This window comes from Bacteroides sp. 11BF, from assembly GCF_019633765.1.
GTDB lineage: Bacteria > Bacteroidota > Bacteroidia > Bacteroidales > Bacteroidaceae > Bacteroides > Bacteroides hominis.
Window position 1 is genome coordinate 219,567 of record NZ_JAFKPJ010000007.1, and the last position, 21,354, is coordinate 240,920.

The following is a 21,354-nucleotide window of genomic DNA, read 5'->3' on the forward strand; positions in this document are numbered from 1 at the left end:
CAAAAAGATGAATTACTTACTGAAATATATACTCTCTTTCTGTCTGCTGACGAGTGTCGCAGCTTGTACCGAAGGGATAAATGAAACAGTGGAAAGTGCGTACCAACTTCCGGTATTTCCTGAACCTTCATACAAATTCTCAAGAAACGGGGAGAGTTCTGTAAATGTGCTGGAATGTGAATTTCTGAAATCTCCCATTGACCGAATTTTTTCGGAATATATGAATGAAGCGCGTATGAGTACTCAAAGAGATTATGACGAAGCACGCCGTATCTATCATGAAGGGACATTCGGACTGAAACCTCAGAAAGAAGTTTCCACTTCTCCTGCACATCTGAACGATAGAGAAAAGATTCTGCGAGACATCGACAATTGGTTTGAAACTTCCGCACGCATTGCGGGTTTAGGGGCGAACATTCCCTCTTACGAGCATAGGAATAGGGAAGCTGCGAAAGGTTCGACGGGATATGTAGGCAACAATATAGGCGATTCAGATATCTGTTATGTAGATGAGAAAGGGATTGCCGTGGCCGAGGTCTACAAATATGCTGTTATGGGGGCGATATATCTGGACAAAATATTGAATATACACCTGGGTGAGGAAATATTGGAAAATAACGAAATACTTGTCCGAAACGACCTGACACAACTCTTACCCGGCCATAACTATACAGAGTTAGAGCATCATTGGGATCTGGCTTATGGATATTACAGCTTCTGGAAAACATTGGCTCAGTCCGATGGCTTACCTGCCTTAAAAGACTGTCACTTACGCATCTTCCGCTCATTTGTAAAAGGACGGACCTTTATGGAGACTTCTCGATATGATGAAATGAGGCTACAGGCCGATACCATCAGACAAGAGCTTTCGCGGGTGGTTGCCGCAAGAGCTATGAATCTGCTTGTCGGTCCTAATACATTTGCCAATCTAAAAGAGAATCCCAGACGTGCATTCCGCCTTCTCTCCCAAGCTTACGGGTTGATCTATGCTGCACAATTTGCACGTAATACGCAAGGAAAGCCATTCATTACAAACGAAGAAACCGGAAACTTATTGCATGAACTGGAGAAGAACGATGGTTTATGGGATAAAGAGCGCTTATTGGGAAGAGAGCAAACCGAAGGGGCGTTACATAATTTGGCAACTCGCATTGGAAAAATATTTGGAGTTTCATTGGAAGACATTAAAAAATAAGGAGAAAAATGAGAAAGATACATAAACTGCTTTTACCGATAATTATATTCATGTCGGCAACAATCCAAGTCAAAGCTCAAAAAGAAAATATCATTCCCAATGGAGGGTATGAAGAGTGGAGAGATGGGGGACAACCCATTGGCTGGCGTATAGCAAGCGACTTTAGTCCGGAACAAGTACAGGAGAGGCGTCCCGAGAGTCCGGGTACATATGCACTTAAGATATGGCTTAACGGAGGAACTATCTATTTGGCTCAACCTACGCCGGTAGAAGGGGGAAAACAATATGCATTCTCTTTCTGGTACAAAACGAATATAAAAAACACTGAAATAGCAGTAACTTTATTGTGGTATGAAGATGGAAGGATAAAAAGTAGAGAGAAAATACTTTCGGTAAGAACAGTTCAAGATGAATGGAAAAAAGCGGAGGGTGTCGTAACAATTCCGGAGAATGTTTATAGTATGGGGATGGGCATAAAAACACTTCGGGTTTATCAGGAGGAGGGCTATATGCTGTTCGACGATATGTCGATGGTGCTCAAAGGGAACGGACCGGACATATCTTCCGTCCCGAAAGCTCCCCGCAATCTGAGTATAAAAGCGTATCAGAGCGAAATGGAGATCTCTTGGAATAAAGTCATGGATGAAGAAATGCGATGGGAAGTTATGTTTGATGGCAAAACCGAAACAACCACATCCGGAAATTCATATATGAAGACAAAGCTTAAGCCGGGAAGTGAGCACCACGTTAAAGTAAGAGCAGTAAAGGGTAACGAGTTTTCACCATATGCCGAACGAAAAGGAGTGACGGAAGGAATGAGTAAAGCAGAAAACTCTGAAGATCGGATTCCTTACCTGCGTACCATCACTCCTGACGGGAGTTGTAAGGGGCGTTTCCTAAAGCTCTATTATAATGAACTGGCCAATCCTGATGCGAGAATCTCTTATAAATTGAACGGAATAACAGTTAACCCTAAAGATGATACTTTAGAGTTCCCGGAGTTCGGAGGGTTTTACAAACAGTTTCGACTGGAAATCTATATTGATGAGGGAGAAGGTCGTGAATGGGAGATTTTATATCCCCAACTGGGTGTAGAAAAGATTCAAGAATAAAAATACAATTAAACAGGAAACAAACCAATGATAAAGAATGTAATAACCCAATTGTGTATCGTTTTTTGCCTTATTTGCTTTTTTGCATGTGAAAAACAAAAAGAAGAACTTCCCGATATCCGGATAGGAAAAGAGAAGGGGGTCGAAGAATTGTTGTTGAATAAACAAACGGAAAAAAGACTCCTTCTCTCAGGCGGAAACGGGAAATACATAGTTAACGTAGAAAATGCACAGATAGCTACTGCCTATATAAGTATGGACACGCTTAAGGTAAAAGGTCTGTTGGAAGGTGAAACGTTTGCCACTATCATTTCGCATGACAAGCGTGCAAGGCTGAAAATCAGCGTGGTCTTTCCCGACTTGGAAGTGAGCCATTCAACGGTTCAGTTCCTTCCCGGATTTAAAAGTAAATACGTAAGTATCTTCGGAGGAGGGGAACTGACCAAATTGGAAGAGAACGACCCGGCGGATATCATGGATATCAAATGGGACGGCTCTACCGGGATGCTTGAGATAAATCCTAAATATGAGGGAGAAGCCCAAGTTATCGCTATTTCAGAAGATGCAAAAGAGAAGAAAATCATCCATATTAAAGTGAGACCGGAAGGAGAACTGGAGACTTTGGGTTGGTATAGTACCAATGCAAGTTCATATTATTTGATTCTGAATAATAAAATGATGGTCAAAAGAAAAGGAGTAGGTACGTGGATTGCAAACAGCGCCCGTCCTTATGGAGGGGGAGGAGTGACTTATAGTAGTTCTTATATAAAATTAGCTCCCATTGTGAACCCCATACAGGGTGATTCTGTTGATCTGAATATTCTTCGTTATGAATCCAAAAAACCGCAAATAACAGAAGGGATACATCGGTTGTTTGTAGAAGAAGTGCGTGAGTCGGAAGTCATGTTGCGGGGGAGAGGTTTCAAGTTTCTGCTTCCTTATCAGAAGTGAAATATGGATGTGGATTGTGTTAATTTATGGGATTCATTATTTGTGTTAGAATCTACATGATTAATTAATAACTGTGTTTTATGAGTATAGAAATATTGTTGCAAACCGTTGCTGCGAGTTTTTCTTGTCAGTCGCTTTTTTGCGTCACAAAAAAAGTAGGCTGTCTGATTGATAAGATATCCGGTAGGGTGAATGATAAGGGAGCATTGTTATTTGCCCTGTTCATTCTATTGGCGGGTGGGAGCAGGGCAAAGCAACATAGAAAAGAGGATTTTATAATCCGTGGTAAGCAGGTTGCAGTTTTTGGACGCAATATATTTACAGACCGGAATTTATCTTTTGAACCTAACCTGGATATCCCTACCCCTGAAAATTATGTGTTAGGACCCGGAGACGAATTGATTATCGATGTGTGGGGCACTTCCGAAAATACAGTCAGAGAAATTATTTCTCCTGAAGGTACTATTCACGTGGCAGGTATAGGTCCCATCTTTCTGGATGGAATGAGTATACAGGATGCCGAACGGAGCTTAAGACGTGAATTCAGTAAGATTTATGCCGCTATTTCCGGAAAATCGGTTCATATCAAGTTATCATTAGGGGGAATCCGTACCATCATGATCAATGTCATGGGTGAAGTACAGGTACCGGGTACTTACCGCTTGTCGGCATTTGCATCGGTATTTCATGCCTTGTATCGTGCCGGTGGGGTCAGTGGTATTGGAAGTTTACGTGATATTCGTGTTGTGAGAGGTGGAAAAGAGGTCACTTGCATTGATGTATATGATTACATTATGAAAGGAAAGTTGACGGACGACATCCGTTTATCGGAAGGCGATGTCATTTTGATTCCTCCTTATGAGAATTTGGTTAGTATTTCCGGAAAAGTCAAACGTCCGATGGCGTATGAAATGAAAAAAGGAGAAACCATAACAACTCTGCTCAGCTATGCGGGAGGTTTCACGGGAGATGCTTACCGGGACGCGATACGTCTGTTTCGTCTGAGTGGGAAAGAGAAACAGATATACAATGTAGGGCAGGATGATTACCAATCTTTTATTTTGGCAGACGGTGATGAATTGTCTGTTGAGGCGGTATTGCAACGTTTCTCAAACAAAGTTGAAGTTCGTGGTGCTGTGTACCGTGCCGGCGTATATCAATTGGACGATAGTATCACGGGAACTGTCAGGCAGTTGATCAGCAGAGCAGAAGGACTTCGGGGAGATGCTTTTCTCAACAGGGCTTTGTTGAGACGTGAGCATGAAGACCTAACACATGAAATGATCCCGGTCGATTTGAAAAGAATGATGGCTGGTGCAGTCTCCGACCTACGTTTACAGAAAAATGATGTTCTTTATATCTCGAGTGTGAAAGACATTGAGAAAGAAGGTACTTTATCTATCTATGGTGATATAAGGAATCCGGGAGATTTCCCTTATGTTAAAAATACGTCCATACAGGATTTGATTGTAAAAGCGGGAGGATTGCTGGAATCTGCTTCTATGGTCCGGATCGATGTCTCGCGGCGGATTAGAGATCCTAAGAGTATATCATCTTCCACTGTTATCGGAAAAAGCTTTGCGGTTGAACTTAAAAACGGGCTGGTGATGGGGGAGGATAAAGGATTTGAACTGGAACCCTATGATATCGTTTTCATTCGCCGAAGTCCGGGATATCGTAAACAGGCCAATGTAACAGTTGAAGGCGAAGTGGCCTTCACCGGTAATTATACATTAATCCAAAGCAATGAGAGGCTGAGTAGTCTGATAGCAAGAGCCGGCGGACTATCGAAAGAAGCTTATGTAAAAGGAGCGCGTCTGATACGCAGAATGACGGCGGATGAAATGCGTCAGAAAAAGGATGTGCTACGTTTGTCGGTCAGAGGAAGTGAAAAGGCTTCTGTATCTCCGGTTACTCTGGAAGCCTCTTCCACTTATCCGGTAGGTATAGAACTTGAGAAAGCATTGGTAAATCCAGGCTCTGACGAAGATATGGTTTTGCGCGAAGGAGATGTACTTTTCGTTCCTAAATATGTCAGCACGGTAACAATCAATGGAGCTGTGATGTATCCTAATACGATACTTTATCAGAAGGGGAGCAGTCTTAGTTATTACATTGAGCAGGCAGGTGGATTTGGAAACCGGGCACTGAAGCGGCGTGTTTATGTAATATATATGAATGGTATGGTTTCTCGTCTGAAAAGGAGAATGGGCAATGCAATTGAACCCGGATGTGAAATAATAGTGCCAAGCAAAAAGGGCAGGAAAAAAACTGTGGCGGCGGACGTTACAGGGATGAATACTTCCATCGCCTCTATTGCCGCAATGGTGGCTGCTATGGTTGGTATGACAAAGTAATGTTCATAATAAAAAGAGTAATCCGACAGCTTTTTGTACCCTTAAGATTAAATAAGGAGGCAACTTATAACAGAGTTAGTGGAAAAAATGTCAGTCAGTAACAAAGAAAAGGGACAATCAGCCTAAAACAAATTAACGGTATACGTAATTTTTTCCATCTTGCGCACTAAGATGTATATCTCGCGTGCTAAGATGTGCATCTTGGCTGCTGAGATATACATCTCGGCTACTGAGATGAACTTTAATTGCCTTCTCAGTTAGGATGGATAATCTGTGCATAATACATCTTATGGCAACTTTTTTTAACTACGGAATTATTTGTATATTACTGAAGTCTTTCGTTATTTTGTGGCGAATTGGTTCACTTATGCTTTTCTGCATACAGTGATTAAAAGGGAATCGGGTGTAAATCCCGGACAGTCCCGCTGCTGTGAAACTCCGGTAGACTTACCGATACTAAACTTATTGCCACTGCATTGCCCAAGTAGATGAGGAGAAGTGTGGGAAGGCATCGGAAAGGAGGAGTCAGTCAGAAGACCTGCCATTCATCAAAGGCTGTTTCTACTCGGGGGGTAGGGAAACAGTGCGAAACGATAAAATAATTCATTTCAAGAACATTTCATGCAAATAATCAAGAGGAATGGGGCTACGGAACCATATAATAGAGAAAAGATAGCCGTTGCGATACGGAAGAGTTTTGCCAGTACCGGAAGAGAAGTACCGGACGAAACCGTTTACACAATTGTAGATGAAGTAGAACTTTTTTTGTGTGATGAAGTACACCGTAGCGTGGAACAGATTCAAGATGAGGTAGAACGTAGTTTGATGGAACATGGCTTTTATGCCGAAGCTAAAAACTATATACTTTATCGTTGGCAACGTACGGAACGGAGAAAAGCTTTTAACCATATTGTCAGTAGTATAGGTTCTGAAGCGTTGGCTGACACATTGAAAGATATTCAAAAGGATTTTGTTGCCAATGAATATAGTTTGGTGATCCTGGCAGAGAAGTTTGTAAACCTCTGCAAAACCGATATGACAGCTGAAGAGAGGTTGACGACTCTTATTAAGGCTGCCGTAGAGCTTACTACGCAAGAGGCGCCTGACTGGGAATTTATTGCTGCCCGTTTGTTTAATTTTCAGTTGACGCAGAAGTTAAAGGTACAGGCAGAAATTGCCGGTATTTATTCTTTTTATGACAAGCTGCGCTATTTGACGGATGAAGGTTTGTATGGTGACTATATCCTGAGCGCTTATTCTCCACGAGAAATAGAAGTGGCTGCCGGGTTTATGTGTCCCGAACGTGATAAACTTTTCAATTATTCGGGATTGGATCTTCTCGCGAAACGTTATCTTATCCGTACGCACTCACATGAACCAATGGAATCGGTACAAGAAATGTATTTGGGGATTGCGCTTCATTTGGGTATGTCCGAAAAGTGTGATAGATTGCAGTGGGTAAAGAAGTTCTATGATATGCTGAGTCGGTTAGAAGTAACCATGGCAACCCCTACACTGTCCAATGCCCGCAAGCCTTATCACCAGTTATCCAGTTGCTTTATTGATACAGTGCCCGATAGCCTGGAGGGAATTTATCGCAGTATCGATAATTTTGCCATGGTCAGTAAGTTTGGCGGAGGAATGGGAATGTATTTTGGTAAGGTGCGTGCGGCAGGAGGAAATATACGAGGGTTTAAGGGAGTGGCAGGCGGAGTAATACGCTGGATGAAACTGGTAAATGACACTGCCGTAGCTGTCGACCAACTGGGTATGCGTCAGGGAGCTGTAGCAGTATATCTGGATGTCTGGCACAAAGATTTGCCCGAATTCCTGCAACTCCGCACCAATAATGGAGACGACCGGATGAAGGCACATGATATCTTTCCTGCCGTATGCTATCCTGATTTGTTCTGGCGTATGGCAAAGGAAGACCTGAATCAGCAATGGTACTTGTTCTGCCCCAACGAAATTATGAATGTCAAAGGGTATTGCCTGGAGGATTATTATGGAGAAGAGTGGGAGCAAAAATACTTGGATTGTGTAAACGATCCCCTTCTCTCTAAGCGGGTTCTGAACATCAAAGATATTGTTCGGTTGATACTACGCTCTGCCGTAGAGACAGGGACGCCTTTCACATTCAACCGGGATACAGTGAATAGGGCTAATCCTAATTCGCATCGGGGGATTATTTATTGTTCTAACCTATGTACGGAAATAGCTCAGAATATGTCATCCATTGAAACAGTTTCCACTGAGGTCCGTACGGAAGGTGGTGATACGGTTGTAGTCAATACCGTCCGTCCCGGTGACTTTGTCGTTTGTAACCTTGCCAGCTTGTCGCTTGGACATCTTCCATTGGAGGATGAACGGCAGATGAAAGAAAAAATAGCTGTTGTAGTACGTGCGCTCGACAATGTGATTGATTTGAATTTCTATCCTATCCCTTTTGCCCGGATAACAAACCATCGGTACCGTAGCATCGGTTTAGGGGTGAGCGGTTACCATCACGCACTTGCATTGCGCGGTATCCGTTGGGAAAGCGTGGAGCATCTTGATTTCATTGATAAAGTATTTGAGTGTATCAATTATGCCGCCATCGAAGCAAGTACCGGGCTTGCTAAGGAAAAAGGAAGATATGTTTATTTCGAAGGAAGTGACTGGCAAACCGGAGCTTATTTTGTGAAACGTGGTTATGATTCTCCTCAATGGAAAGATTTGGCGGCCAAAGTTGCGGCAGATGGCATGAGAAATGCTTATCTTCTGGCTATTGCTCCTACCAGCAGCACTAGTATCATTGCCGGAACAACTGCCGGAACAGATCCGGTCATGAAACGTTTTTTTCTTGAAGAAAAGAAGGGTGCCATGCTTCCACGAGTGGCTCCGTCATTGTCTGATAAGACGTATTGGTTGTATAAGGGAGCTTACCGGATAGACCAGACATGGAGCATACGTGCTGCGGGTATCCGGCAATTGCATATTGATCAGGCACAAAGCTTGAATTTGTATATCACCAATGATTTTACCATGAGACAGGTATTAAACCTTTATCTGTTGGCATGGGAATGCGGAGTGAAGACAGTGTACTATGTACGCAGTAAATCGCTGGAAGTGGAAGAATGTGAAAGTTGTGCATCCTGACTAACATTAAATAATAAATATGGAAATAAAGAAATTAAAGAAGAATGCCCTCTTCAATCCCGAGGGTGATACCGAACTCCGTCTCAGAAAAATGATTGGCGGGAATACAACTAATTTGAATGATTTCAACAATATGCATTACAAATGGGTGAGTGACTGGTATCGTCAGGCCATGAATAATTTCTGGATACCCGAAGAAATCAATCTTACTCAGGATACAAAGGATTATCCACATCTGGATAAGGCAGAACGGACAGCTTATGACAAGATATTGAGCTTCCTTGTTTTCCTTGACTCCCTGCAAAGTAACAATCTGCCTACTATCAGTGAATACATTACAGCAAATGAAGTCAATCTCTGCCTGCATATTCAAGCCTTTCAAGAGTGCGTCCATAGCCAAAGTTACAGTTATATGCTGGACTCTATATGTAGTCCGGAGGAGCGCAATGACATTCTGTATCAATGGAAAACAGATGAGCATCTATTAAAAAGAAACACTTTTATAGGTAATTGCTATAATGAATTTCAGGAAAGCCAGGACAGCTTTACGTTGATGAAAACATTGATAGCCAATTATATACTGGAGGGTATTTATTTTTACAGTGGCTTCATGTTTTTCTATAACCTGAGTCGTAACGGAAAGATGTCTGGATCTGCTCAGGAAATCCGTTATATCAATCGGGATGAAAATACCCATCTTTGGCTGTTTCGTAATATCATTCTGGAATTGAAGAAGGAAGAACCGGAATTGTTTACTTCTGATAGGGTGAAAGTATACGAAGCGATGATGCGTGAAGGAGTGAAACAGGAAATAGAATGGGGGCAATATGTGATAGGTGACGAGATCCAGGGATTGAATAAGAAAATGATAGAAGACTACATTCGTTATTTAGGAAACCTCCGCTGGACCAGTCTTGGATTTACTCCATTGTATGAAGACAATTTAAAAGAACCCGAAAGCATGCGTTGGGTATCACAATATTCCAATGCCAATATGGTAAAGACTGATTTCTTTGAGGCTAAGAGTACTGCTTATGCAAAAAGTACAGCATTGGAAGATGATTTGTAATTGATGTATTTGAATAAATCGGCATTTTTCATTTCATTTGTCCCGTTACAGCGAAAAAGTAAATGAATTGCTGATCGGTCATTGTTATTATGTACTGAATATCTGATTCTTTTTCTTGGGACGTATAGGGAGTGAGAGTTTTTAAATAAAGAATTTTCCGGTATTCATAGCCCGGAAAGTTCTTTATTTAAATTGTATGTTACTATTTATAGTATTAACATATGGGATAATATGTTCTACGGGTATGGTCAGAATCTATCGTACCACAAGATGAAAAATAGAAATGCCCCCAGTAGTCCTCCTATGAACATTTCCGGCAACGGATAGTAATTGTAAAAACAATCCTGTTCACCACACTGTGAAACGAAAAACCAGTAACATGCGCCGGCTATGACTCCCAAACATGCAAAAATGATAAACATCTGTCTGGGCGGGAAAGTGTTTTGACTCATACAGAATTTTTTTCTTGCAGGTTTCATATCTCAATGTTTATAGTTCGACTGCCGACAAATCAGCCAACGCTTTCTCAAAATCACGTTCGGCAGCCAATGTCTGGTTTACGGTATCATAATACAACCCTATTTCAACTATATAATTCAACAGGTTTATTTCACCAACATCCAGCGCTTTCATCAGGAGATCGGTGTTATTAAGCGATTGTAGTGATTTTCTGTACCCGGCGGCCGTTTGTTGCAGTCCGTTGGCACGCATGTATAGGTTTTGCAGCCTGTTGTAAAACTGTTGTTTGCTTTCCTGCTCTCTGGTCTGGGCTGCGATGACACCGGCTTTCGCCTGTTTCACACGATTCTTGTTTTCCCATAGAGGAATGGAAATGCCAATGTTGGCGCCTTGGTACTTTTGTCCAAGGGTTTTCTCCAATGAATACCCCGCGGAGAATTTCGGAAATCTCATAGCTTTATTCAATTTTACTTCTTTTCTGCTTACTTCAATCTGTTGTTTTACGTACTGCAGCAATGGATTTTTTTGCTCGGCGGATAAATACCACTCTTCAAAATCAGCGGGAAGGGAAGCCGGGCTGTAATTATTTTCTTCTAAAAGGATCTCTATACCACCATTCAGACGTTTGAGTTCGGACAGAAGGGTATTTCTTTCCACCTCTACCCGTGACATTTCTCCTTGTACAGTAGATAGGTTCAATTGTACTTTATTGTATTCCAATATGCTGGCATCTCCACGGTCCAACCTCTGCTTGTATGCATCTGCTATGGTTTGTGCATGACGCAAGCGGATTTCCAGCTCTTTCTTCAGCCCATTGTAGTAAATCAGGTCAATAGCGTACTGTTTGGCCTCCAACAGGAGATTGATCCTTTCGGAGGCATACTGTAGTTCTACCAGTTGGTTTTTGTTATTGGCCAACCGACTTTTCATTCCGGTAATCGTCGGGATGTCGAAAGTCTGTGTGACACTGAAATCTTTCCTTGTACCTATATTGGAGGGGGTCCCCCAAAGATAACCAAATGCGACATCAGGGTCAGACAGATATATACCTGTCTTATTCCCTAATTTTTGAGCCTTCATTTCTTCCTTCAATGCTTTGCTTCGTATTGTTCTCCTCAATAGAAAAGAGTATGCTGCTTATATTTTCTTGGGCGGCAAGCGACATACTTGCCAGCAACTCCACTATTATTATAATTGTTTTCATTTTAGTCTTCTGTTATTTCAATTATTTCAACTTGTTTTTCCTGTTTGCGATTAATAAACAGGTACATGATGGGGATAATGAATCCGTTCAGGATGGTTGAACTCAAAAGTCCTCCCAATATCACTTTAGCCATCGGGCTCTGTATTTCATTACCGGGTAATTCGCCACCCAATGCCAATGGAATCAATGCCAGTCCGGAGGACAAAGCCGTCATCAGAATCGGATTCAGGCGGTCCAGAGAACCGTACAGGATACTATCATTCACAGACATACCGGAAGCACGCAGGCTGTTGTACTTATCTATGAGCAGCATACCATTGCGTGTAGCGATACCGAACAGGGAGATAAAGCCTATGATTGCCGGTATACTTAATATACCCGATGTGAAATAGATGCTGAAAACACCTCCGATCAGGGCCAGTGGCAGATTCAGTAGAATTACCAGTGACTGGGTCGTACTTTTGAATTCCTTGAATAGGAGCAGGAAGATGACCAGTATAGAAAATACGGAGGTAATAGTGATGATGCGTGAAGCAGCCTGCTCACTTTCAAATTGTCCGCCATATTCAAGGTGATATCCTTCCGGTAACTGGATTTCACTATCGACTTTTTTCTGAATATCATTTACTACACCACGTAAATCCCGGTCAGCAACGTTGGCTGAGATTACCAATTTACGTGCAACATTTTCACGGCTGATTGTATTGGGACCCATTGATGAAACTACATTGGCAATATTTTCCAAAGATACTTTACGACCGTTGGCATCCACAATCAGTTTACGTATCCTTTCCGCATTTTCACGGCTACTATCATTTACCTTTAGAGTCAGATCGAAAGATTTATTTTCCTCATATACCTGTGATACCGCCTCGCCTCCAAGCATTACATTTACAATATCTGCGAATTGCGGAAGTGTGACGCCGTATTTTGCCAGCATTTCCCGTTTGGGTTCTATTTTCAACTGAGGGCGTTCCACTTGTTGTTCTACGTTCAGGTCTGCTACACCTTCGATATTCTGGATGGAGTTCTTAATCTGGTTTCCGATTTCATACATCCTGTTTAGGTCTGTACCAAACAGTTTAATGGCAATATTGACTCTCGACCCCGACAACATAGCGTTGATACGGTGGGTGATAGGCGTGCCGATTTCGATATTCACTCCCGGTATAACTTTTATCTTTTCACGGATTTCTGCCAATACTTCATCCTTTGAACGCTTGTCAAGCACGAACGGTGCTTCAATTTCAGAAGTATTCACTCCTAATGCGTGTTCGTCCAGTTCCGCACGTCCGGTTTTGCGCCCCACAGTTTGCACCTCTGGCACTGACAATAGAATTTCTTCAGCCATCCGCCCGATTTTATCGGACTCCTCCAGTGAGATTCCCGGCAGGGTACTGATGCTTATCGTAAACGAACCTTCATTAAACGGGGGGAGAAAACTACGCCCGAACGAAGCCATCATAATCAATGCTGCGATCAACATAGCACCGATTCCTCCCAGAACCACTTTCTTGTGGCATAGGGTCCATTGCAAAGCTACCTTGTATCCGGATTTCAGTTTGTGGACCAGATAAGGATCACGTTCTTCACCATTTCCCTTTTGCTTGTTCAGCAGATAACTGCACAGAACAGGGGTAAGGGTCAGGGCAACAACAGTGGAGGCAAAAAGGGAAATGACAAAGGTAATACCCAGCGGCGCCAACATCCTACCTTCCATACCGGAAAGGAAGAAAAGAGGAACAAAACTGGCAACGATTATCAGTGTGGAGTTTAAGATAGGCATACGTACCTCTTTGGAGGCTTCAAATACAACCGTTATGACACTCTTTTGTTCCTCTTTAGGTTTTTGCCTGTTCTCCTTCAGACGCTTGAATACGTTTTCCACGTCTACAATCGCATCGTCCACCAATGAACCGATAGCAATGGCGATACCTCCCAGACTCATCGTGTTGATGGTAAGTCCCAGTACTTTCAGGGTAAGAATGGCAACAATAACGGCAAGTGGTATGGTTATCAGTGAAATAATGGTGGTGCGTACGTTCATCAGGAAGAGAAGCAGTACGATAACCACAAAAATACCGCCTTCATATAGAGACTTCTGTACATTGTCAATCGAGTTGTTGATAAAGCGGGCCTGACGGAAAATGTCAGTGGTTACTTTTACGTCTTCTGGCATAACTTTTTGTAAGTCGGCCAATGCTTGGTCCAACTTGTCAGTCAATTCAAGGGTGCTTGTATTGGGCTGCTTGGTTACTGTCATTAACACAGCGGATTTACCCCGGTCGGAAGCTAACCCCATTTTGGGGGCTTTAGCTTCGATTTTTACTTCCGCAATATTCTCCAGAACGACAGGCGTTTAGTTGATATTTTTTATCACAGCTTTTCGCAGTGCTTCTACTTTATTGGTTGACAACATACCACGGACGATGAACTCATTTCCAAACTCATATAATACACCTCCTGAAGCATTCCGGTTCATATCTTTTACAACGTCAATGACTTCATTCAATCCGATTCCGTAGCGTTTCATCTTACCCGGATCAAGCAATATCTGATACTCCTTGATATCACCTCCCAAAACCGTAACCTGAGCTACGCTGCCGGTAGACAACAGGCGAGGACGTATGGTCCAATCGGCCATGGTTCTCAGGCTTTGAAGTGACACGCTATCGGAAGTCAGTCCGATAATCACTAATTCTCCCAGGATAGAGGATTGCGGGCCTAAAGTAGGTTTTCCAACATTGGAGGGTAATGCGTCTCCCACTACGGCCAGCTTCTCGGAAACGATCTGTCGTGCCCTATAGATATCGGTCCCCCAGTTGAATTCAACCCATACGATAGAGAATCCGGTAGTAGAGGAGGAGCGTACACGGCGTACGTCAGTGGCACCGTTTACAGCGGTTTCTACCGGGAAGGTCACTAAACGTTCCACTTCTTCGGGAGCCATACCTTTGGCCTCCGTCATTACTACAACGGTAGGAGCGTTGAGATCGGGGAAAACATCCACTTCCATATTGGCAGCTGTATAGGTTCCCGCAATGATTAGCAACAGAGCTCCTATCAGAACAACGATGCGGTTGTTCAACGAAAATTTAATTATCTTGTTCAGCATGATTTCTTCCTTTTGAGTTAATGACTATGTCCTTCGGGCAGTACAGAAGAGTTTGAAGCCAGTTTTACCTGATAAGCGCCTTTGATAACTACCTTATCACCGGTACTAAGTCCGGAAAGCACTCTTACGTTTTTCCCGTCGCTCTCTCCAATGGCTATTTCACGTTTGAGGAATTCTTCTTCGCCTATTTGGAGATAGACGAAATAGATACCTTGCTCTTCGGTAAGTGCCGAGACGGGAATTGAAATGACATTGTTTTGAGGAGTGGCCAGCAGGTAAACCTCCACGTAAGAACCAGGGATGAAATCGCCGATATTGTCGAACTCGAAAGTTACAGGAATATAGAAAGAAGTTTCATCGGCAGCTTTACCAAAGGACAGCAGGCGTCCGTTAAGATCTGCCAACCGGTATGCCTTGTTATTGTAAGACACTACAAAATTGGCATTTCTGATTTTTCCAAGTTCATTGAAATAATTCTCCGAGACATCGGCTCTCAATTGTAGTCTCCTGTTCTTGGAAATCGTGGCAATCGGTTGTCCGACAGATACAAATTCACCTTGGTTGACCAATCTGTTCTTGATATATCCGCTGATTGGGGTGGTTACTTTAACCCCGGATGCCGTAACGTTGGTTGCCTGTGCTTCATAGGCTGTTCTTGCATTCTCGTATTTCAGGCGTGATTGTTCAAACTCCTTTTCCGAGATGATTTTGTCCTTTACCAGGCCTTCGGCACGTTTGAACTCTTTTAGGGCTGTTTCATAGGTGATCTTTGCTTTTGCTACCGGATCACCTTCATAAAGATTTCTGGCTGAAATAGTCACAATCGTAGTTCCTGTACCAACCGGTGCTCCCTCGATAATGGACCGAGCCGGGAAGGATACGATACCGTTAGTGGTAGCTACAATGGTCGCTTCATCTCCTTGGGCAGATTGTATCTGTCCGCTGGTCTTTATGACTTGGCTGAATATGCTGGGTTCTACATTATATACTTCCAGCCCGATAGCGTCGGCCTGTTGCCGGGTGAAAACTATTTCGTCCGAGTGCTCTTCACCGGAGTTTTTTTCTTCTTTGTGATTATGCCCATCACCTTCTTCATGGTTGTGACCATCGCCTTTTTGATGGGTTTCTACCGTTTTTTTATCACTTTGTTTTTTATCGCAAGATGTCAGGGAAATGGCCGCAGCCAATATTATGAATATATATTTTTTCATCTTTGTAATTTTTAGAAATTTGACTGAAAGGGAAAGACCGTGTGGCGCAATCGTGTAACCGGCAATATCATACCGGGGAGAAACATCCTTATGCTCTTACGAAAAGAATACGCATAGCCGGGCGGATAGCAACACGGAAGATGCTACTCTGGTAACAGCTATCGGAAAGAATGCATACATTGTAGTTTATGCCACACAATGAGATGCTTTAAAGGGAGGTGCACGAAGTCCGCAACTTTCGCCAAGCACTACGGACGTATAGGATACGACGTACTCGTCGTATATGGTTTCGAGTTCTGATGTATTGAGGTTGAGAGTCAGAATATCAGCCAGCAGAAACAAAATTGGCAAATGTAGCAGCATTCCATTTCCACTGTCGAGACTGCTCTTTGTCATACCGGAAGAAGAAATATAATCCACGTTGGGTACGCAGATGTTTTGGTGATGTATGTCTTGGTCAGTACCATGGTCGGTATGATCATCATTGTATGTGTTATCTTGTTCGCACAATTCCATAACCATGCACAATACCTCCTTGTGATGATGGTGTGGAATAGCGGAGAATACTATTATAAATAGAGTCGCTATTACGAGTGGATATATGGAAAGGATACGTTTCATATATTGTTTTCTGGGTTTGATGGCAAAGATAGAGGAATTTCTTTGCAACCAAGTTGCAAAGAAGTCATGTTTCCGTTGTACCCCTTTGGGGAATGTCTGTCTCCGTTTATCTTGGGCTCAAGATACAACTTCATTCTGATTTACTAAGGGGATTCGCCGATTTATTTTTGTTAATCTATTACTTGTAATGTGGCTTGTATGCGAATAAAATATTATTTTCGGGATTGGAAAATATAAAAGGCTGCCATACAATGAAAATTACCCGTGATGAGTTGCTGATCGCTGCGTTCAAGTTGTTTATGTCCGTAAACTATGAGAAAGTCAGTTTTGCGGAACTGGGGAAGATGCTTGGGATGTCGAAAGCCGGAATATTCAAATACTATAAGAACAAACAAGAACTATTCATTGCCGTAGTGGATAAGTTCTGGTTCAGCACACAAAACCCGCGAAACAAAGTTCACCGAGATGAACGGTACGTTTGCCGAATTTATAGATGAGTACGTAAGAGGCGTACAACGGACAATGGATATACTGGGCAATCTGATAGGTGTAGATGGCGATAAGGTGGCACAAGAAAAGTTTTCATATCATGCCCAATATTTTCATTTCCTATTCCAGATGCCCCAATATGACCCTGATGCAAAAGAGAAACTCCGTAACCTTGTCGCCAGCGATTATGCTTACTGGCGTGCCGCCATACAGCATGCGATAGATACCGGAGAGCTGCTGTTCCCCACTTAGCCATTAGCAACAAAATAGTGCGAAGCATGAAAATAGTAAAGATGATATTATTTTATTCCCTGTTTGCCACAGTCCTTTACATCGGTTGTGCGTTTGTAGCTCCGTCTCATGGAGAAAGGTTCTCGGCTTCTTCGCTGGCTCCGTTCTATTGGGGAGGCGCCATGATACTGTTCGTACCCGGTGATTTGTGGTTGCATCATAACCTGTCACGCTTTGTAGCCCTCGGCGTATTGGCACTGGCAGGGCTGATGAGCCTTGAATATTACTGGTTTTGCGATGAATACAGATTAATCATCCATCTGAACTCAAACGATAAGATTAGCCTCGCAGACAAATACAATTTCCATCGATATTGGATTCATCTGGGAATAGTTGCAGGATATTTACTTTCAGCGGCAGGAGTCTCGCACTTGATAAAAAGAAAAAAGTCATTGGAGGCGACCGTTGCGAATGTGCCCTGAACACCTTCATCCTGCTTGGAGACGACCGGACGGCAGACGTGGTGAAACGTGCTAACGAGTATTTCGTTGCCAACCGCAACAGGCTGCATGCGGCATGGGAGGACGGAACGAAGAAAAGCTTCTGCATTGGTTACAAAGAGAAACTTTTCGATGCGTTCGACAAGGAGTATTATACATTGATGAATAGCGACAACCAACTTTACGAACTGATAGGTACATACATCAAACATCATCCGCAAGAGTTCTTGTCCGAAGAAGAAACAAGACAAAGGTATGACAATAATGAGTGAACTGCCAGCCCCTGTACACCACCGACCATCAGCCCGTGTCTGCCACCGGACAAGGCATGGCTGTACAATAGGAGAGAAAAGCGTATGGGCATTTTCCTGAAATTCGTGCAATGGCAGAGAGCACGTTGAAGCCCGAGAGGAGATGAAAGGGTATCCGGTGCAGAGCACTGTAAAGATGGTGGAAGGCAAATTGTCTTTCGATTCTGAGTCTCTCGACGAGATAAAGGGTGACAGCTATTGAATACATTATCAACAAAGTAAGAAATATAAGAATTTCCATACCCCACAAGAAAGGAAATACTTGGGGAAGGTGGTATGTACGGTAAGTGGCGATTTGGATAAATTATATATAGAAAGTCATGTTGTCCGATATAGATTACCGTACATTTGGAATTGGACAGAAGATGATGAGGTGGCTATTTTTATCAGAAATTATGCAGACATAATCCAAAAAACAGATTTGGATTTTTGGAAATTGGATGTGTATTTGGATAAAAATAATTTTTATCTGAGTCACACGAAGATAGAATACTGTTGTGGTTTACATCATGTTTTACAATCAAAAACAAATAAATAAGTTGATAACAAGCACCTGTGCCATCTAAACAGCGGTAAGCTGCGACCCATTACTAACAATAGTGCAATGAATAAAACAGTCCAATCCATCCTATCATTGACAGCTTTCAGCCTTTTACTGATAGTGGTAACATTCTTTTTTGCTGGCTTAGGTTTCGGTCGGCTGTTCGGAATATATGGTGTTATGGAATATAGCTTTTTAGGTGTGCTGGCAGTTATAGATATACTAATAATCTGCAAGGTCTGTAAACTGTATTTCCTTCAGCCCAAAGTTATCATGTTATTGTTCGGTATGGAATGTTGCTCTGTGCTTTTGTGGCTTGCTTTTATCTGTTTAGACCAAAATCTATTAGATTGGCAAATAACAGACCGTTTGTTGAAGATTATCGGTTTGGACGGTTTCACAGGAGATGAACGGGGAATGAATATATTTGCAGTCTTATGTGGCATTATCTATCCGCCTATCGGGATTGTCTGTCTATTCATCGAATTGAGATCTATAAACAAGTCAGTGGTAACGACGAGAGATAACATCTGACACTGTTTCTTTCTTAATACTATTGATAATTTAGAAGCATGAATAAAACTAATAACTATTTTGAGCGTAACCAGATAGTGCGGAACGCACAGAATTACAGGTATAACTTTATCGACTATCTTTATTATCAAGGAAGGCGATATGAAAAAAGGTACACGACAAGTTGTTCCGACTGGAGCATGGTATTGTGGTATTGGGTGAGCATTGTTTGCTTTCCGGCTATTTTTCTTTTCTTTCCCCGATTTATAGATATGAGTAATGTATTGATGGAATATTAATCACAAATGGGTATGGCCAGTAACAAGATCGAGCAAACTGTTAAATGCAGTTTCTCGTTAGCCCTATTATCTGTAATGCAAAAAATGTGGAACAATATATCGTTTCTCTAACTTTTCCGTGATTTTTCTCACGGGAAAGTATAGATTAAATTGATGTAAAGTTATCTTGTGTAGATATTACATAATATACAGGTATATTACTGAAATCTGATTAAATATTACCGTAGCAAACTTTATGCTGGTAAAGGTACACAATGTTGCTCGGTCACAACTTTCATTTTAACGCTTTTAATTTGCTAAAATAGGGTTGTCTTAACCAAATCGTTCCGTCTCCTACGGCTACAAATCGTTGCTTGGCATGTGTCAGAGCAACATTCAGTAAATTAGGTTTAGATGATGCCCAAGAAGCAGCGCCTTTTGACTTTTGATCGAGTCCCAGACATAAGATTACACCTGCCGCCTGCTTACCCTGAAATGTATGGACTGTCCCAATATGAGCATCCAGCCACTTCTGCAACTCGTTATTTTCTATCTGTTTATAGACCATTAGTGCTTGCTTAATAGGCTGACGCAGTTCTTTTTTCAAAATAGATGGTATTTCTGAAAAAGGAGAGATCACGAATAGATCGGGCAAGTCCTGTAGTTGGCGTATTTCGTCAATGATCATTTGCCTGATTAGGGCACCTTGTTCTGGTACGTAATGCCGTCCGCTTACTTTACCTTCCACCTGCACAAATCCATTCTGTATAAACAGATGAGGATTATCTGCCAATGTAGAGTTATATATCATGCCATTGTACGCGATCTCATTGGCTATGGAAAACATCGGGTCGACGCAACGCCGATGCACCCGTAGGGGAGAGCCAGTCCAAGTATCATTCGTTATCCAACCATACGGATTCGCACGATCGGCCATAGACTGAACGGAAAGAGAAGTCTGTATCTGTGTTTTATCCAACCCGAAATAACGGCTGATATTATTGACAACCTGCTCAGGTATTGTAATGACAGGTTCTATTTGAAAAGGATCTCCTACAATAACAGCTCGCTTGGAGCGCCAGATCGCTCCCGCTGCTGCCTGTGGGACAACCTGTCCGGCCTCATCAACAAATAACCAAGGGATTGTTCCTGGTCTTATCCTGCTAAACATGCGTTGAATGGATGCGAATGTAGAAGAAACTATAAGGATTACTTCGATGAATAACTCGGATTGTAGATGTAGAATGAAAAATGGAGAAAAGAAGATAAAAAATGTTTTTTAATAATGTATCTTTGTAAACGAAATTATTAATAGTAATATATTTATGAAAACCAATAGGGAAAAACTATTGCAAGACGCATTCGTCATGTTCCTGCAATACAATTACGAACGGGCAAGCTACAGTCTGCTGACACAGGCTACCGGTATATCTAAAGCAGGTATTTCATATTACTACCCCACAAAGCAGGAGTTGTTTGTGGCGGTGGTGGACCGCTATTTCATCAACGTGCATGATGCTGATGTGAAGTTTACGCCTGCCGCTTCGTTTGCTGAGTTCCTTGACCATTTCGTGGAGAATATACAGAAGACAATGGACTGGTACGTGGCGCTACTACGGCAAGCAGAGACCACGGGCGACAGTACGGCCTTTTCCAACTTCTTTGGCTTCATGCCGCAGATACAGCGCTACTATCCTGATGCGAAAGTCAAGTTGCAAGCTTTCTGGGAAAAGTTCCTGAACGGGTGGCGTATAGCGATAACCGCTGCCATAGAACACGGAGAGTTGCGTCGAGACATAGACATCGAATTGACCGCCAACATGTTCAATAACATCTACCTGGGTATGTCGTTTATGAAGTCCTTTTCCACAGGACTGGATACTGGAGAATTGCGTCGTTCCTATGACTACCTTTACTCTATACTGAAAGTACACTAAGAGCTCGTCAGAATTGTCCGGACCCTAAAAATACATCGACTTACAGTTGCTTTTCCCTATCAGTAGAAAGCATCCTAAAACAAAAAAAACCGACCACCCTTCCGATTTTTACCGGAAGAGTG

The 21,354-nt window shown here is 42.4% G+C and carries 14 protein-coding genes, 3 pseudogenes and 1 riboswitch; of the genes and pseudogenes, 12 read left to right on the plus strand and 5 right to left on the minus strand.

Translation table 11 applies throughout. The features are described from left to right. Positions 1-7: 7 nt before the first annotated feature. From JZY04_RS09665 to JZY04_RS09690, 6 genes are all read left to right on the plus strand, one after another. Positions 8-1,195: a DUF4856 domain-containing protein gene (locus tag JZY04_RS09665; RefSeq protein ID WP_122141979.1), complete on the plus strand. Its 1,188-nt coding sequence runs from the start codon at positions 8-10 to the stop codon at positions 1,193-1,195. 8 nt (positions 1,196-1,203) lie between these two features. Then, the gene (locus JZY04_RS09670) at positions 1,204-2,307 is read left to right on the plus strand and encodes a chitinase (RefSeq protein WP_044299400.1); all 1,104 of its coding nucleotides are present in this window, start codon (positions 1,204-1,206) and stop codon (positions 2,305-2,307) included. A gap of 27 nt (positions 2,308-2,334) precedes the next feature. After that, positions 2,335-3,258 carry a hypothetical protein gene (locus tag JZY04_RS09675; protein ID WP_122141980.1) on the plus strand — a complete coding sequence of 308 codons (924 nt, stop codon included), beginning with the start codon at positions 2,335-2,337 and terminating at the stop codon, positions 3,256-3,258. A gap of 80 nt (positions 3,259-3,338) precedes the next feature. Continuing rightward, positions 3,339-5,615, plus strand: a complete 2,277-nt coding sequence (locus JZY04_RS09680; RefSeq protein ID WP_122141981.1) for an SLBB domain-containing protein — start codon at positions 3,339-3,341, stop codon at positions 5,613-5,615. 340 nt (positions 5,616-5,955) lie between these two features. Further along, a riboswitch (cobalamin riboswitch) is annotated at positions 5,956-6,176 on the plus strand. A 60-nt stretch (positions 6,177-6,236) separates the two neighbouring features. After that, the gene (locus JZY04_RS09685) at positions 6,237-8,753 is read left to right on the plus strand and encodes a ribonucleoside-diphosphate reductase subunit alpha (protein WP_122141982.1); all 2,517 of its coding nucleotides are present in this window, start codon (positions 6,237-6,239) and stop codon (positions 8,751-8,753) included. A 19-nt stretch (positions 8,754-8,772) separates the two neighbouring features. After that, positions 8,773-9,822: a ribonucleotide-diphosphate reductase subunit beta gene (locus tag JZY04_RS09690; RefSeq protein ID WP_005808712.1), complete on the plus strand. Its 1,050-nt coding sequence runs from the start codon at positions 8,773-8,775 to the stop codon at positions 9,820-9,822. Positions 9,823-10,311: 489 nt separating this feature from the next. Here the strand turns inward: JZY04_RS09690 and JZY04_RS09695 are convergent. The 4 genes and pseudogenes from JZY04_RS09695 to JZY04_RS09710 form a co-directional block, all read right to left on the minus strand. Next, positions 10,312-11,485, minus strand: a pseudogene (locus tag JZY04_RS09695) (TolC family protein). 1 nt (position 11,486) lies between these two features. Next, a pseudogene (locus JZY04_RS09700) lies at positions 11,487-14,600 on the minus strand (efflux RND transporter permease subunit). 17 nt (positions 14,601-14,617) lie between these two features. Continuing rightward, on the minus strand, positions 14,618-15,811 hold the full coding sequence (locus JZY04_RS09705) for an efflux RND transporter periplasmic adaptor subunit (RefSeq protein ID WP_122141984.1): 1,194 nt from the start codon (positions 15,809-15,811) through the stop codon (positions 14,618-14,620). A 186-nt stretch (positions 15,812-15,997) separates the two neighbouring features. Further along, a complete protein-coding gene (locus JZY04_RS09710) occupies positions 15,998-16,432 on the minus strand; it encodes a DUF6769 family protein (RefSeq protein WP_229066985.1) in 435 nt (144 codons plus the stop codon). Positions 16,433-16,683: 251 nt separating this feature from the next. Here JZY04_RS09710 and JZY04_RS21495 point away from each other — a divergent pair. The 5 genes and pseudogenes from JZY04_RS21495 to JZY04_RS09735 all read left to right on the plus strand — a co-directional run. After that, positions 16,684-17,158, plus strand: a pseudogene (locus tag JZY04_RS21495) (TetR/AcrR family transcriptional regulator); the annotation flags it as partial. 41 nt (positions 17,159-17,199) lie between these two features. Next, positions 17,200-17,634 (plus strand): hypothetical protein, encoded by a 435-nt coding sequence (locus JZY04_RS09720; protein WP_122141986.1) that lies wholly within the window; start codon positions 17,200-17,202, stop codon positions 17,632-17,634. After that, on the plus strand, positions 17,526-17,924 hold the full coding sequence (locus tag JZY04_RS21285; RefSeq protein WP_182007629.1) for a DUF4375 domain-containing protein: 399 nt from the start codon (positions 17,526-17,528) through the stop codon (positions 17,922-17,924). The genes JZY04_RS09720 and JZY04_RS21285 overlap by 109 nt, the downstream gene beginning before the upstream one ends. Before the next feature lie 643 nt (positions 17,925-18,567). Next, positions 18,568-19,038, plus strand: a complete 471-nt coding sequence (locus JZY04_RS09730; protein WP_122141988.1) for a hypothetical protein — start codon at positions 18,568-18,570, stop codon at positions 19,036-19,038. 38 nt (positions 19,039-19,076) lie between these two features. Further along, on the plus strand, positions 19,077-19,316 hold the full coding sequence (locus JZY04_RS09735) for a hypothetical protein (protein WP_122141989.1): 240 nt from the start codon (positions 19,077-19,079) through the stop codon (positions 19,314-19,316). A 274-nt stretch (positions 19,317-19,590) separates the two neighbouring features. On the opposite strand, the gene JZY04_RS21500 is transcribed toward JZY04_RS09735, so the two are convergent. Beyond that, complete coding sequence (locus JZY04_RS21500; protein WP_309294921.1) at positions 19,591-20,562, minus strand: AAA domain-containing protein; 972 nt, start codon at positions 20,560-20,562, stop codon at positions 19,591-19,593. Positions 20,563-20,620: 58 nt separating this feature from the next. Here JZY04_RS21500 and JZY04_RS09745 point away from each other — a divergent pair, with 58 nt between their 5' ends. Then, positions 20,621-21,232 (plus strand): TetR/AcrR family transcriptional regulator, encoded by a 612-nt coding sequence (locus JZY04_RS09745; protein ID WP_122141990.1) that lies wholly within the window; start codon positions 20,621-20,623, stop codon positions 21,230-21,232. Positions 21,233-21,354 lie beyond the last annotated feature (122 nt).

Coding starts and splice junctions, on each gene's coding strand:
- JZY04_RS09665 (WP_122141979.1), top strand. CDS start 8: ATGAATTACTTACTGAAATATATACTCTCTTTCTGTCTGCTGACGAGT.
- JZY04_RS09670 (WP_044299400.1), top strand. CDS start 1,204: ATGAGAAAGATACATAAACTGCTTTTACCGATAATTATATTCATGTCG.
- JZY04_RS09675 (WP_122141980.1), top strand. CDS start 2,335: ATGATAAAGAATGTAATAACCCAATTGTGTATCGTTTTTTGCCTTATT.
- JZY04_RS09680 (WP_122141981.1), top strand. CDS start 3,339: ATGAGTATAGAAATATTGTTGCAAACCGTTGCTGCGAGTTTTTCTTGT.
- JZY04_RS09685 (WP_122141982.1), top strand. CDS start 6,237: ATGCAAATAATCAAGAGGAATGGGGCTACGGAACCATATAATAGAGAA.
- JZY04_RS09690 (WP_005808712.1), top strand. CDS start 8,773: ATGGAAATAAAGAAATTAAAGAAGAATGCCCTCTTCAATCCCGAGGGT.
- JZY04_RS09705 (WP_122141984.1), bottom strand. CDS start 15,811: ATGAAAAAATATATATTCATAATATTGGCTGCGGCCATTTCCCTGACA.
- JZY04_RS09710 (WP_229066985.1), bottom strand. CDS start 16,432: ATGAAACGTATCCTTTCCATATATCCACTCGTAATAGCGACTCTATTT.
- JZY04_RS09720 (WP_122141986.1), top strand. CDS start 17,200: ATGAAAATAGTAAAGATGATATTATTTTATTCCCTGTTTGCCACAGTC.
- JZY04_RS09730 (WP_122141988.1), top strand. CDS start 18,568: ATGAATAAAACAGTCCAATCCATCCTATCATTGACAGCTTTCAGCCTT.
- JZY04_RS09735 (WP_122141989.1), top strand. CDS start 19,077: ATGAATAAAACTAATAACTATTTTGAGCGTAACCAGATAGTGCGGAAC.
- JZY04_RS09745 (WP_122141990.1), top strand. CDS start 20,621: ATGAAAACCAATAGGGAAAAACTATTGCAAGACGCATTCGTCATGTTC.